The 15,811-nt window shown below is 62.1% G+C and carries 5 protein-coding genes; 4 read left to right on the forward strand and 1 reads right to left on the reverse strand.

The features are described 5' to 3' along the window. Positions 1–91 precede the first annotated feature (91 nt). Entirely contained in the window at positions 92–1,000 is a 909-nt protein-coding gene (locus D1Y85_RS15535) for a LysR family transcriptional regulator (RefSeq protein ID WP_124151953.1), read from the forward strand. 1 nt (position 1,001) lies between these two features. Here the strand turns inward: D1Y85_RS15535 and D1Y85_RS27620 are convergent, their stop codons facing one another. Continuing rightward, positions 1,002–4,004 carry an anthrax toxin-like adenylyl cyclase domain-containing protein gene (locus D1Y85_RS27620; RefSeq protein ID WP_246024924.1) on the reverse strand — a complete coding sequence of 1,001 codons (3,003 nt, stop codon included), beginning with the start codon at positions 4,002–4,004 and terminating at the stop codon, positions 1,002–1,004. A 468-nt stretch (positions 4,005–4,472) separates the two neighbouring features. On the opposite strand from D1Y85_RS27620, the gene D1Y85_RS15545 reads away from it, so the two are divergent. The 3 genes from D1Y85_RS15545 (at position 4,473) to D1Y85_RS15555 (ending at position 15,808) form a co-directional block, all read left to right on the forward strand. After that, positions 4,473–6,041, forward strand: coding sequence for a multicopper oxidase domain-containing protein (locus D1Y85_RS15545; RefSeq protein WP_124151954.1), 1,569 nt, complete (start codon positions 4,473–4,475; stop codon positions 6,039–6,041). A gap of 106 nt (positions 6,042–6,147) precedes the next feature. Further along, positions 6,148–7,683, forward strand: coding sequence for a multicopper oxidase domain-containing protein (locus tag D1Y85_RS15550; protein WP_425466938.1), 1,536 nt, complete (start codon positions 6,148–6,150; stop codon positions 7,681–7,683). A 16-nt stretch (positions 7,684–7,699) separates the two neighbouring features. Next, a complete protein-coding gene (locus D1Y85_RS15555; protein ID WP_124151955.1) occupies positions 7,700–15,808 on the forward strand; it encodes a choice-of-anchor Q domain-containing protein in 8,109 nt (2,702 codons plus the stop codon). Positions 15,809–15,811 lie beyond the last annotated feature (3 nt).

The following is a 15,811-nucleotide window of genomic DNA, read 5'->3' on the forward strand; positions in this document are numbered from 1 at the left end:
ATGATCGCCCGATTGTGGGCTCGCCAAGGTTTATTGACAATTGCATTGGAGGTTGACAGACTGTCAAAATATCCTTGACAGTGAGCCGGCCGTGGACGTCAACGCGCTAACCCTGCTGGTGGAGATCCTCGACGCGGGCAACCTGAGCGAGGCCGCGCGGCGGCTGAAGATGAGCCGCGCGAACGTCAGCTACCACCTCAACCACCTCGAAAAGTCGATCGGGCTGCAACTCGTGCGGCGCACCACGCGCCGCGTCGAGCCGACCGAGATCGGCCTGAAGCTCTACGAGCACGGCCGCGCGATCCAGAACGCGATCCTCGCCGCGCGCGAATCGGTCACGACGCTCGGGCAGACGCTGCAGGGCCGCGTGCGACTCTCGGTGCCGAGCGGCTATGGCCAGCTCGTGATGTCCGACTGGCTCATCGAATTCAAGCGGCTTTATCCGGGCATCGTGCTCGATGTGATGTTCGAAAATCGCGTGGAAGACCTGATGCGCGACGAAGTCGACATCGCGGTGCGCGTGATGTCGGAGCCGCCGCAGAATCTCGTCGCGCGTGACATGGGGCTTGTGAAGTATGTGGCGTGCGCTTCGAAAGAGTGGGGAGAGACGCACGGCATGCCGCAACGGCTCGAGGATCTCGGCACTGCGCCCGTCATCACGGCAGCCGTGGTGGGCAGGCAGTTGCGCCTCGCAGGCTATCTCGGCGATGCGCGGCATGAAGTTCTGCTGGAGCCGACGATCATTTCGGAGAACTTTCTTTTTCTGCGCCAGGCCGTTCTGGCCGGGTTGGGCGTGGGCATTCTGCCCGACTACGTGGTTCACGACGACCTGCGGCGCGGCGATGTCGTCACATCGCTCGATCCGTGGCGGCTCAGCATCTTCGGCACGCACATGTACATGCTCTATATGCCGAACCGCCATCACACGCGGGCGGCGTCCACCTTCATCGAGTTCGTGCTGGCGGAAGCGGGGAAGGCAGGGCGAGGGGCCGGCGCCTGAATCACGTTCCCTTATTTTGTGCCGTTGTGAAATCCGTTCGCCGTATATTTTTCACATCGTCGTCCCAAAGGGGATTGACCGGGAAATTGTAGCCGTAGTCCTTGGCTGCCTGCATCAGTTCCTTGAGTTCATTCTGGTTGTGGATAACGCAGATTTCGTCGAATTTTCCCATCTTGAAGGGCAGCGCGAACGTTGCCGGATAGTTGGCACTCGGGTCGGTCGCCGGACTTCCCGAATCAGCATTGTGGTGGACGACTTTCGCACGCGGCGCCTCGACATCCAGCATCAGATCATTGTTGATGACCGGAATCAGGTTGCGGATGCGCTCGGTGGCGTTGCCGATATCGGGGTCTTCATTTTGGTAGAACTTATTCGGATCGTCATAGGCGTCCTTCAGCGCAGGATTGATTCCGTCCGTATTCTTGTATCCATCGACGCGCTGCCGAAACACCTTGTGCGACACGTCGGGTACCGGCAAATTGTCCTGGGGGCCGACGTCGCTGATATGGGGGGCGACGGCTAATAGATCGTAATCGGCGGTCAAGGGTTTTGCGCCGGGCGTGGTGGGGGCCAGCACCTCGATCGGCTTGCCTTCACTCGTGATAGTGAATCGATCTTCTCCCGGACCTTTAACGGGCGTTGCTTCGAAGTGGTATTCCTTTCCACTCGGCGCTGTGGCCGTAAAAAGACGAATCCCTTTTGCGTCGGGTTTCGACATCGCCGAGATGGCTCCGAACTGGTTAAGCGTTTTCAGCCTGCTCGTCGACAACTCCAGTGGCACCTTCACGACTTCCTTTTGTTGAAGGCTCTTCTGAACCTCCGCATTGAATTTGCCGATCCGTGCCGGTTCGACCCCTTCGAGTTTGCTGAAGTTTTGATCGACACAGATCAGCCCCGCCTGCGGTCCCCACGATGCGCTCTTCCCTTTGACATGGAAGCCTTTGGTTTCGTAGCCTTCTTCAATCAATCCGGTCGCAAACTTGTCGACAGGCCTGATGCCGATGATGGTGTTGTATCGATACGAAAGCTTCTGCAGTTTGGGCAAATCGCTAACGACGACGCCAGTTTCGTCTTCTAATTTTGACGCCATCTTTTCGAGTCGCGCGGGATAGTCGGCCGACGTCGGGGCGGGCAGATTTTCCTTTCGAATATGAAGATCACGCTCGGCTACGCTTGCAGCGCTGGGCGTAATCGACTGTGGGTTGGGCACAGGTTCGGCGTCGATATAGGGTAGATCCAGATTCTTGCCAAAGGCGTGCTGATTTTTCGGCTTGGTCGAACTGATCTTGGGGGCAGCATTGATTTGCTGAGGCGGCTGAAACGCGAATTCGCTAGTTTGCGAATCGTATCGCCATCTTGAACCCGAGGCGCCGGAGGAACTCCACATCGAAGGCGATTTGCCAGCGGCCAGTTCTGCATCGCTTGACGCGAGATCGTGCATCAGTTGCAGGGTCGATACGACCGCTGCGACATTGCCCCCTCTGCGATCCTCCGCCGTCATGCCGTGGGCGCTGTCATAAGCCCCGAAAACAATATTGCCCAGGTCACCGATCCCCGGCAGGTAGGCGAATGTGTTGCCCCATAATTCCTTTGTCCATTTCCAGTTTTGCTCATCGGAGCCGAACACCTGTGTCTGGTCTGTCCATTTGGCGTTTTTCGCGTTGACGGCCTGGTATTGGGCGGCGATGCTGGAGTCTTTGTCGTCGCCGGAACCCGACGTCAAATTGCCGCACTTCAACTGATACTCACTGCTTCGCGCTCCGGTGTAATTAAAAAGTTCTCTGACTGGAATGTCTCGGTCGGCAACGAGACTTTTGTGGCCGGGGTACGTCGTATCGTTACCCGCAATCAAATTGTCGAGGACATCATCTGCCTTCGGCCAATGGGCATCCAGTCCGCCTTGTCTGTCGCTGGCGTTGAAACTCTGACGCACGCTGTCGCTGTTTCTCTGGGCCCATTTCGCAAAATCGCCGTCCCCTTTGATTTCGCTGACGGTGCCTCTATTCAGGTCGATCATCAAGCCCTTGTTGGGGCGATTCTCGTTGTTTGCGTCATAGGGCGTGTACGGAATAAACGCGTGTCCTGCTAGTGGATAGCCATATACGTTGGGCACGATAATCTGCCCGGCATGGTCCAATGTCCGACCGATGGCCTGCTGCCCTTCGGGGCTTAATTGCCTGAAAGCCGTCTCGTCGGACCGCAGGCTTTGCAGCGTCGCCTGCGTACTGAATGCATCGGCTTTGCCGGAGCGCGCAGCGAGGATTCCCGAAGGATCCCGCATCGGCGCCGCCACGTTTTGTTCCCAATGAGACTGTAGCGTTTTACCAATGGACTCCAGATCGTTGACCTTCGCTTGATCCGCGGGGGCCATCTTCATGGACTCGAAATTGACGACGCCGCCTCGTGCCGGCTCGTCGTGCTTGAGCACGCCCGCGGCAACTTCCCATGCCTTATAGGTGCGTTCGGTGCTGTCGGTCAACGTTTCCGGGTGGCCAATTCCTGTGTAGTGGTTAAACCGCACTTTGACATCTGCATCGGGGGAATAACCGGCAGCCAGCAAACCACCGCGGAAATAACCCGATGGTGTCGTGAACGGTCGAGCGTTCAGGAATTTGATGTTTCTTTCCGCTTCGGTGCCGCTTTCCACATTGGCGATCTGCGTTTTCACGCGGTCGCTATAGGCCGCTACACGTTGTTCGCGTTGCTGCAGGGAGCTGTTCGCATCGGGCGACGACGCGGTGTTCGCACCGAAGATGGTGGACGTCGGGGTAGGGCCGAGGTTAGGCGCGGGAGTCGAACGCGCCTGCGAATCGGGTGTTCGCTGCTCCGAAGCAGTGGCGCGCTGTTTTGCACCAGGGGAGCCGGAAGACGCAACTGGAGCGTTGCCTGCACGAGGTCCGTTGGCTGGCGCAGTCGCGGACACGGGCGTGACGGGCGGATTTTCGCGCGCCGGAGCGTTAGACAGGTCGTAGGTTTGATGCGGAGTTACGTTATCGACTTGCATTTCTCGATCTCCGTAGTTGGATCGTAATCGAGTATCGATTCGCCGCGCATAACCGTGGGGATACCTGAGTGTATGCAGGCAAAGGGGGCGGGCGGCAATCCTGAACGCGGACATCGTTCGCACGCGCGGCGACGTCGAGAAACTCAAACACCATCCCGCTGACCTCCACTAAACCACGCCTGCCATGCCGCACGCCCGCGCCGTATGTTCATACGGTACGCGCCGCGACACCCGCCTCGATCAACCCGCGAACGTCCCGCACGTTGCGGGTTCCCGCACTCGCACCGTATTCGCATCACGCGTAGGCACGTCCCCTACCGCAAGTGTAGGAGGGTGACCCATCCACTCCTTCGTCGCGCGCAACCACAATTCGTGCAGGGCCGTGTTCGGTCTGGCCGCGGCGTGTCGGCGTGGCAGCAACGGCAAGATAGTTGACGTTGTGTCCGCCGCCCGCGGGGAGGAGGTCATATGCTCAGTCATGCCTGTCTGCGGAGCGGCGCGCTCGCGGTGCTCCTGACGCTGTCCGCGATGCCGTCTTTCGCGCAGTCCTTCCGCGTGCAGTGTCCCAGCACGACGAACTTGCATCCGACCGCGCTGCCTGCGGGCGCGAGCGAGCCGGCGTACAACGGGCCGTCTTTCACGGGACAGACTTCCCAGCCGACGAAAAATATCAACGGCGCCATCAAGTGCCAGCAGATTTCGGGCGGCGACGGTTACGCGACCATGGCCGACGGTACGCAAACGTACCTGTTCTCGTTCGGTCCGCTGTCGGGTCTCGCCGATATTCGCAACGGCCTGCCGGGAACGGAGTTCGCCGCCATCTTCAATACACTAGGCGACCCGAGGACGAACCCGGCCTACAACGGCGCGGTCGGACAAGTGCCCGATCCCGACTCGACTCCTAATCCGGGCGCGATTGACGGACACGTCGATCCGCGACCGATCATGGACATCGGCGTCATGAATGGCAACATTCCGGCGCCTACGATGGCAATCGATGAGGACGACGAATTTTTCCTGACGTTGACAAACGTCGGGATGATCATGCGTCCGGACCTCTTCGAGCAGCACACGGTCCACTTCCACGGCTATCCGAACGCCTCGTCGTTCTACGATGGCGTGCCTGACGCGTCGGTCGCGATCAACATCGGCGCGAGCTTTACCTACTACTATCTCGCGCCCGATGCCGGCACCTACTTCTGGCACTGCCATATCACGCCGCCCGAGCACCTGCAGATGGGCATGGTCGGCCAGATTTTCGTGAGGCCGCGTCAGAACCGGGTTCCGGGTGGCACGAGCCTCTATAGCTCACTGGTTCAGCAGCAGAATGACCCGCGCACGATGTGCGGCACGGACATTCTCTGCTCGACGCCGCTGCCGCCTTCCAACGGCGTGCTGCATGTCAACAACAAGAGCGGCACACCGACGCTTTACGCCTACAACGATGGCGACGGATCGACCGCCTACGACGTCGAGTATCCGGTCCAGATTCACGGCTTCGATCCGAACTTCCACTTCGTCGGGATGACGTTCAATCCCGAGCCCTTCACCGACATGAAGGACAAGTACTTCCTGCTGAACGGCCGCAGCTACCCGGACACGGTGACACAAGGCCCGATGCAGACGCCGGTCGCCGACGGAACAAAGCATTACTCGCAGCCGTTGCCCGCGCTGATCAACATTCCCTCGGGTGGCCGCGCGCTGTTGCGCATCTCGGACCTCGACGTCACCGAGTTCCAGACGCTCGCATCGCTGGGCATTCCGATGCACGTGATCGGTGTGAACGCACGCTTGCTGCGCGATTTGTCGGGCAACGACATGACGTACTTCACGAACTCGGTGACGCTTGGCGGCGGCGAATCGGTCGACGTGATCCTGGACGCGAGCGATACGACGCGTTACGCGCCGGGTTCCGTTTTCTACCTCTACACGCCGAATCTCGACCATCTGTCGAACGATGCCGAGAATTTCGGCGGGCTGATGACCGAAGTTCATATCTGCCACGCGGTCGACCCGACCACGAAGGCGTGCAGCTAGGAGAACGAACGTGAGCTACTTCCTGTATGGCTACCGTATCGTGTGCCGCGCGCGCCTTCTGGCGGCCGAACGCCTTGCGCGCGCAACGGGCGGCGCACTTCTCGCGCTGATACTCGGGCTGCCGGTTTCGTATGCATTCGCGGCGGCGCCCGGTATCACGGGACCGACATTCGACCTCGTCGCTTCGGCGGACCGCATCACGCAACCGGACGGCAACAGCATCTACTCGTGGGGCTACGGCTGCAATACCCCGCCCGCGGGATTTTCACCGGCCGCGATCCCGGGTGCGAATTGCACGGCCATGCAGATTCCCGGACCGACGCTGATCGTCAAGCAGGGTGACGTGGTGACGGTCACGTTGACGAACAATCTGCCCGCGGCCGCAGGCAATACGTCGATCCTGTTTCCGGGCTTCCAGGTCTGCGCCGCGAAACTCAACGCGGACGGCACCTGTCCCGCTGCCCAGACGGGTGTGCCGGGACTGCTGACGCGCGAGGCGCAGCACGGCGGCACGGTGACATACAGCTTCGTCGCCAGCACGCCAGGCACGCATGCGTACTACAGCGGCACGCAGGGCGATCTGCAGATCGAGATGGGGTTGTCCGGTGCATTGATCGTGCTGCCGACGACTGCCCCTGGTACGCTCGCCACGCCGGCCGGTTGCCACTTGATGAACGGCGGGGTACTGCTCGACGGGCAGCCCGATTTCCGCAATGCCGTCGCTGCGTACAACCACAGCTCGGCGTGCTACGACCGCGAATATCTGTTCCAGTTTTCCGAAATGGATCCGAACATCCACACCCAGGCGGAGCAGGAAGCCCAGAAGACGTGTACGCAGCAAACGGGCTGCATGCTCGTGCAGACCGAGCCGTACCATCCGGCGTATTTCATGATCAACGGCCGTTCGATGCCGGACGACATGGATCCGAACTACGCGTCGCAGTATCCGCATCAGCCGTACAACGGCAATCCGCACATGCATCCCGGCGAACTCGTGCTGTTGCGGGTGATCGGCGACGGTCGCTGGCAGCACCCGTTCCACGAACACGGCAACCATGTGCGCGTTCTCGCACGTGACGGCAACCTGCTGTTGAGCCGGACGGACCCGACCAAGCTGGCCGGCCCGCTCCTGTTCACCACGACGACGACGCCAGGTCTCGCGATGGACGGCATCTTCTACTGGACGGGCAAGGGCCTGAACTGGGACGTCTACGGACACAAGCCCGGCGACGGCAGCGTGTGCATTCCCGATGCGAACGGCTACTACACCTCGAATCCGTCGGCGCCCAACTACTACGAGTGGTGCGCCGACCACGCGAAGGCGCTCGAGGCGCATCCATTCGGCAACGTGGCGAGCGGCGGACCGGTGACGTTGCCGGACGCGCGCGTGCTGACCAACGGCACGTGGTACGGCGGCAGCCCCTACCTCGGTCCCGACGCGACCATGCGCGCAACCGGTTTCACGGGAACGACGCCGCCTTCCGGCACCGTCGTCAACCCGCCGTCGTCCGAGGCTGGCTTCGCCTTCATGTGGCATTCGCACAATGAGCGCGAGATCACGACGAATAACACGTTTCCAGGCGGGATGATGATGATGATGCTCGTCGATCCGCAGGCGTACACGATCAACGAAGGCAACTAGATCGGGGAGACTCGCGATGAGAACCGCACACGTGAAAAGAGTGCTTCGCGGCCTCGTTCGGGCAAGTGCAGCCGCGATGTTGCTGGCTGCCGCAAGCCACGCGGCCCATGCCCAGACCGTCGTCAACCTGACGGCGCAGGCCTCGGTCATCGCACTGCCCGATGGTCAGTCGGTGCCGATGTGGGGCTACACTTGCGCATCGGGGGCGACGCCTGCGACGGCGTGCGCGTCGGCCAATCCGGGCGCGGGCACGAGCACGAGCTGGTCGCCGGTGGTGATTACCGCGCAGACCGGCCAGTCGCTCACGATCAACCTGACCAACAGCCTGCCGGGCCTGGTGCCGACCTCGCTCGTCATCGTCGGCCAGCTTGGCGGCGGACTCGGCAAGACGGCAACGACCACGCCAAGCCCCGCGCACGCGACGCAGAGCGCCACAACCTGGCCGATTGCCGCCAGTTCTTCAAGCGTCGCGCAGTTCGTCCCGCCCACTCAGGGTCCGCGCGTGCAGTCGTTCGCGACAGAAGCGGCGCACGGCCAGCAGGTCGCGCTGACGTGGAGCAACCTCTCAGCCGGCACGTATCTGATCGAGTCCGGTACGCACCCGTCGATCCAGGGGCCCATGGGTCTCTACGGCGTGCTGATCGTCAAAACGCCCGCGAACGGCACGACGCGCGCGCTGGCCTATCCGGGTGTCAGCTACGACGCCGATGTGCCACTCGTATTGAGCGAGATCGATCCGGTGCAGAACGCGGCGGTGGCATCGGCGGTCGTGACGTCGGGGTTCAGCGAAACGAAAGTGTGGTCCGGGCAGTCGGGGCAGTGCGGCGATCCCCAGTCGTCCTCGTTCGGCACCTGCTATCCGCCGGCGGTCAATTACGACCCGCGCTATTACCTGATCAACGGCGTGGCTTTTGACCGCTCGAACACCGGGGCATCGACGTTCCCGGCGACCGCGCCCGCCGGCACGGGGCAAGTGCTGCTTCGCTTTGTCAACGCCGGCCTGCGGATGCATGTGCCCTCGGTGGTCGGTGCGCAGACAGGCGCTACGCCGAATTCCGGCTTTTCGCTCGTCGCGGAAGACGGCAATCTGTTGCCCGGCACGATGCGCGTGCAGACGGTCGCGTTTCTTGCCGCCGGAAAAACTTACGATGTCCTGATCAATGCCCCGGCCACGGGATCGCTGGCATTGCCGGTGTTCGACCGGCAACTCAGTCTCTCGACGAACAATCAGCGTGACGGCGGCATGCAGGCCTATATCAGCGTGAACGGCGGGGCCACGCCGACGTCGCAGGCGGGTAACGCAGGCGCGGTCGCGAATCCTGATACGTACTTCCTCGTGCCGGGCAATACGCTGAGCGTCGCGGACCCGGCCAAAGGCGTGATTGCCAACGACGTCGGCGTGTACGGCGTAACGGTCCTCACGCAGCCGACTGGCGGAAAACTGACGCTTAATTCAAACGGCACATTCACGTATGTGCCGAATTCCGGCACGACGAGCGACAGTTTCGTCTATGAGGCCAACGGCAATCCCGCGATTACCGCGACGGTTACACTCGCGCCCTGCACGAGCGGTTCCGGCTGCTTGTCGGGCAAGCCCGTCGCGAACAACAGCAGCTATACCAGCAATATCGCGTCGCTCTTTCACTCGGGCGCGCCGGGCGTACTAGCGTACGCGAGCGATCCGGGCGGCCTGCCGCTCACGGCGGTGTTGTCCGGTTCGCCCTCGGGCGGTACCGTGACGCTGAACCAGGACGGCTCATTCAATGCCATCCCATCGGTGCCTCCGGTCGCGGGCGGTACCGCGACGGTGACGTTCACCTATACGGCGGTCAATTCGCAGAACAGCGCCAGCAGTCCGGCAACGGCCACTGTGACGTTCCAGGGGGGCAGTGGTCTGGTCGTTGCCGTCAAGGACGCGCCAACCGGCACGGCGATCAGCGACTACCGCTGGATCATCGAGGAAGACCGCACATTCCAGATCGACCCGGCGTGCCAGGTCAATTCGACGACGCGCCCGTCCACGTGCCCGCCGCTTCCCGTTCCGAGCCTCGGTACCAGCTTCCATACCAGCTACATGCCGGTCGTGGCTGCGGGATGCGTCGGCACGGTTTCGTGCGAGTCGGGCCAGACTGTCTACGACCCGACGTCGCAGAGCCACAAGCCGGCCGTTTGTGACGTCGGCGATGGACAGTGCCGCATCACTGCCGGGCAGCAGACGCCGGTCGACCCGTCGCAGGTAAAACTCGATCCGACGAAGCACTACTACATCTCGATCCTGCCCGGTGATGCGGGCAACACGTTCACGAACGGCGCGGGCACGCCGCAGCCGGTCAATCCGAGCAATCCGACCGGGGCGCAGCGCCAGTTCGACATCTCGAAGGATTGCCCGTCCGGTCCTGGCGGCGCGGACTTCGCGCCGGGCAGCGGCAAGTGCGGTCACGCGATCGGCGGGGCGATGATCGCGGCCAACCAGTTGAGCGTCAACGTGCTCCTGCAACAGACGCCGCTGCAGACGGCCAAGATCTCGGTATTCGTCTTCGAGGACGATTCACCGCTCAACGGCGAAATCGACGTGAGCGGCGGCACCGACGCGTTCGGCACCGCGCGCGAGCCCGGCCTCGGCGGCTTCGAAATCAAGCTGTTCGACGATGCGGGCGGCACGGGCGACGCGACCGGGCAGATGACCTACGACATGTTCAACATGCCGCTGTCGAATTCGCTGCAGAACGTAACCGATCCCGCGACCGGGCTGAACGCTTGCCCGATTTCGGTCAAGACCACGAACGGGATCGTCGGCATGATCCCGACCTGCCCGAAGTTCGAGTCCGATGGCAAGACGCTGTCGCCGCTCGTCGGCCAGGCGATCATCGCGAACCTGATGCCGGGACGCTATGGCGTCGTTGCCTATCCGGCTGCCGACCGCATCGCGCGCGGCGAGGAATGGCTGCAGACCAACACGCTCGACGGGCAGAAGGCACACGATGCATTCATCCGGATCGGCGGACCCTCGTACTTCCAGGAATTCGGACCGGCCGGCTTCCACGTGACGATCGGCTTTGCGAATCCGAAGATCATCAACGCACGTCTGCCGCTGTTGTGCCCGGCGGGCACCGCGTGCAACAACTCGTTGAGCGGACGCATCACGAATCTGCACTACAGCCGTCCGCCGAATGAGAATCTGTATGGCGCTGGCACGCGCGATTCGTTGAGTTTCACGCAATGCTACGTGAGCGTTGGTGATCCCGACGGCGACGATGTCGCGTTCACGAAATGCAATCAGGACGGGTCGTTCAACTTCAGCGGCCTGCCCGACGGCACGTACCGCATCACCGTGTTCGACCAGTGGAACGATCAGATCGTCGACGGGCTCGCGACCGCCGTGCAATTGAAGGGTGGTACGAACACCAGCGTCGGCGAACTACCGGTTCTGCAATGGCACACGAACCTCTATACACGCACGTACCTCGATAACGACGGCTCGCACGTCTCGAGCGCCAGCCAGCCCGGTTTGGCGTTGGTGCAGACCAACATTCGCTATCGCGACGGCAGCTATTCGAATTTCAACAACACGGATCTGAACGGCTATGCGTCGTTTAACGAAGTATTTCCGTTGTTCAACTGGTACGTTGCCGAAGTCGACACGACGCGCTTCAAGCAGACTGGCGTGCACGTAGTCTATGACGCCGGCGGTCCAGTCGACGGAACCGGCAAGGGCGGCGGCAATTCGACGATCGCCTCGCATTACGCGAACACGGTGGAGACGTTCCACGTGCCAACCAACCTGCGCGTGCCGGGTGCCACCTACTGCAACGACGCAGACTGCAAGGACCGCTCCGGAACCAACCCCTCGACTGGCCGTATCGACCCGCCGTGGGTCACGACGATGGGCTGGCAGGGATTCTCGGGACAAAGCTCGTTCATCGAGTTCGGCAAGGCGCCATTCGCGACAGGCGAAAACGGTGGCATCACCGGCGAGGTCGTCTACGCGTCGACGCGTCCGTTCGACGACCCGACGTTGCTCGTCCACGCGAGCTGGACGCCCAATGTGCCAAACGTAACGGTCAACCTGTATCAGGAGGGCACCGCGGCGGACGGCACGCCAAGCCTTCAACTGGTGGACTCGACGAAGACGAGCAGCTGGGACGACTGGGCGCAGGGCTTCCGGTCGGACGGCATGCCGAACATGAACTGCCCGGGCCAGGACCCGAACGATCCGTTCTTCTACACGTTACAGAACACGACGCAGTGGCTCGATGCCCAGAATCGTCCGCTGCCGGCTCAATCGCAGTTCAAGTGCTACGACGGCATGCACATGTTCAACCAGTTGCAGCCTGCGCCCTATGACGGCATGTATCAGTTCCCGAGCGTCACGGGCCGCGATCCCTCGACCGGAAAGCCGACCGGCACGAACTGCACGGTTTGCGTGGCGAACCCGACGGATGCCAGCGCGAAAATGCTGCCTGCCGGCAAGTATGTCGTCGAGGTGATCGTGCCTCCCGGCTACGAACTCGTTAAGGAAGAGGACAAGAACATCCTGATTGGCGACAACTACATTGCGCCGGTGACACAGCAGTTCGGCAGCCTCGGCAACATCTTCATCCTGCCCGACCAGGCGGCCGTGAACGAGGCGTACAACCCGAACAATGCGCAGAACCCGACGACGAATCTGGGTTCGAATCCGGAGAGTGACTCCGGGAAGCAGGGCAACGAGCAACTTTGGCCCTGCGTGGGAACGCTGCGCATCGTGCCGGACTACATCAGCCTGTTCCCGGGTTCACAGGAAGTGGCACCCTTCGCCGGAGCGTCGCGCCATCTGTGTGATCGCAAGGAGGTCACGCTGACCGACCAGATGCAGGCGCGCGCGAAGTTCTGGATCTTCAGTTCGACGCACGTTGCCGCGCACTTCACGGGCTTCATGCTCGACGACTTTTCGTCGGAGTTCGATCCGTACTCGCCGCAATTCGGCGAAAAATTCGCGGTGCCGAACGTGCCGGTATCGCTGAAGGACTTCGCGGGTAACGAGGTCGAGCGTGTGTACTCGGATCAATGGGGCATCTTCAACGGGCTCAACTACTCGACGTGGGAGGTCAACCCACCGAATCCGACCGGCTATGCGCCGACGATGATGATCGCCTGCATGAACGATCCGGACAAGCCCGACCCGGCGCATCCGGGCCAGACGATGCGCGATCCGCTCTACAACCCGGCGTACAGCCAGTTCTGCTATGAAATTCCGTTCATGCCTGGACAGACCCAGTACATGGACACGCCGGTCGTCCCGGTGCAGGCTTTCGCCGATGGCTATAACCCGCCCGACTGCGCGTATCCGGATGGCACGCCGGCGGTTTCGTCGGTGACGGGCGACAGCATCGGCGGCGGCGCGGGACCGTGGGTATCGACCGCCGGTCATACGCTGACGATCAACGCGCTCGGCGATCAGACTGTGCCCAACCATGCGTACGACGGTCCGGCAGCAACGACGGCCCCGTACAACCAGAAGTTCGTGACGCGGCACTACGGATTCGGGACCACGAAGGGCACCGGGTCGGTCACGATTGGCGGCGTGAACGCGCCGGTCACGTCGTGGAGCGACACGCAGATCACCGTGACGGTGCCTACCCTGAACGTGTTGCAGTCGAGCTGCACGATACAACAGCGCGGCATCACGACGGCGACCCGTTGCGGAGAGCTTGTCATCACGTCGGGCAACGGCAAGAAGTCGATCGACACCGTGACCGTCACGATCGGCGGCAAGACGCCGACCTATGTCGCGGGCGAGAACGGCACGAGCAATGCGATCCAGAAAGCGATCGACGCTGCGACGCCGGGCGACATGATCATCGTTGGGCCGGGCACGTACAACGAGATGCTGCTGATGTGGAAGCCCCTGCGGTTGCAGGGTGTCGGCGCGCCGTCTGTCATCGTGAATGCGAACACGCATCCGTCCGGCAAGATGGATCCGTGGCGGCGTCAGGTCGACTGTCTGTTCGGCGTGTCGATCAATGGCGGGCTGATCAGCAGCACCAATCCGTACGACCCGACCGGCACTTATACGTGCTCGCCGACGATGCAGCGCCAGGTTGATGCCATCCCGCTGGAACCGACCGTTGGGTGGGACAACACGCTGAATGGCAATCTCGGCGAGCTGCTGATGGAGCCGACGCTAATGGGCGCTTACGAAGGCGCGGGGATTACCGTGCTCGCGAAGGGCGTGCGCGATGTGACCGTGCGCGGAGTGCGGCAAGCCGACCCGAACTGCACGGCCAACGGCGTGTGCACGCCGCTCACCATCCTGGACTGCGCGAATTATCCGAGCAACTTCCTGTGCAATCCGTCTCGCGTCGACGGCATGTCGTTCCAGAACAGCTCGCAGGGCGGCGGCGGGATCTTCCTGCACGGCTGGAACCACTTGACCGAGGTGTCGAACAACCGCGTGTCGAGCAACGCGGGCACACTGACTGGCGGCATCACAGTCGGCCAGGTCGAGGTGCCGGATGGCACGATCGCGGCGGACGGCGTCACGCAACTGCCGTTCGGGTACAACATCAACGTGAACGTGCACCACAACGCCGTTACGTCGAATTCGTCGTACGGCGACGAAATCAACTCGACGACGCCATCGTCCGCGGCAGGCGTGACGTTCTGCTCGGGCGCGGATAACTATCACTTCAACTACAACTTCGTGTGCGGCAACATGAGCAGCGGCGACGGAGGAGGCGTTGCGCACTTCGGCTTCAGCTATAACGGCGACCTGTCGCACAACTGGATCATCTTCAACCAGAGCAACAACCCGACGCTGCCGACCTATGGCGGCGGGCTGATCGCTCAGGGTGTACCGCCGGACGGCACGTACTGCGAAAACGCGGCGGTGGACCAGGACTGTGCGCCTCAGTTGTCCGACGGCGTCGGGCCGGGCCTCCTGATCGACGGCAACCTGATCGTCGGCAATACGGCGGAAAGCGGCAAGGGCGGCGGACTGCGTCTGCAGAACGTGAACGGCACAGACGTACAGCGCAGCCCGACCAACGCCAACCGCTGGTACCAGGTGAGCGTGACGAACAACATCATCGCGAACAACGTGGCAGGTTGGGCCGGTGGCGGTGTATCGCTGCAGGACGCCGTGCGGGTGAATTTCATCAATAACACCGTCGTGTCCAACGATTCGACCTCGTCCGCCGGCGTGCTCTTCAACACGGCGCTCGCTGCGCAGGCGAACGTCGGGCCGCCGAACTGCGTGACGGTGGGTGCGCAGACCACCTGCAGCCCGATCACGACGTCGACGTTCCAGCCTGCGGGTCTGGAAGTGGCAGCGCACACGCAGAACCTGCTGGGCGCGTTCACAAGCGCGAACGTCAATTGTCCGGCGAACCTGCCTGGCTGCAAGCAGTTCTCGGTGCCGGTGCTGACGAACAACGTGTTCTGGCAAAACCGTTCGTTCTACATCACGGTGAGCGGAAACACGAACCCGAACATTCAGCAAAACGTGGTCACGCTGAACCCCACGCTGAACCAGGCGGGCCAGGCGACCGGCTACTGCCCGTCGGGTGCGATGTACTGGGACATCGGCGCGTTTGGCGACATGAAGCCATCGACGCATGAATCCGGGATCACGCTGTCTCCGCACTATTCGATCATCACGGATGCGACCGACTACCCGAACGCCAACAACAGTGGAGCGAACCCGAACCTGATCAGCCAGTACTGCAACGGCTCGCGCGTGCCGCCTGAAGCGAAGAATCCGTTCGCCGGCTACGCTGTGCCGCCTGGCATTGCCGACACGGTGTTGCCAAATCCGATGTTCAGCCTGCAGCCGTCGGCCACGCCGGACGAAGGCAACAACTGGATCAACATGTCCTATGGGCCGCTTTCGTTGTCGAACGCGACGATCACGGTCGGCAGCGCGGGATACGGCACGCCGCTCGGCAACTACGCGATCCAGTCGACGTCGCCGGCGGTGAATGCCGGCACCGCGACCGGTGCGCCGAGATATGACTTCTTTGGCACGACGAGGCCTCAGGGAGCACGCGTGGACATCGGCGCGGTCGAATTGCCGTCGACAGGCGGGGTCGCAACGACGCTCAATAATCTGTTCGGTCCGGGCGCCATTGCGGAGGTGCTGCCGTGAGGC

It is taken from the genome of Paraburkholderia dinghuensis, assembly GCF_003837865.1.
Lineage (GTDB): Bacteria > Pseudomonadota > Gammaproteobacteria > Burkholderiales > Burkholderiaceae > Paraburkholderia > Paraburkholderia dinghuensis.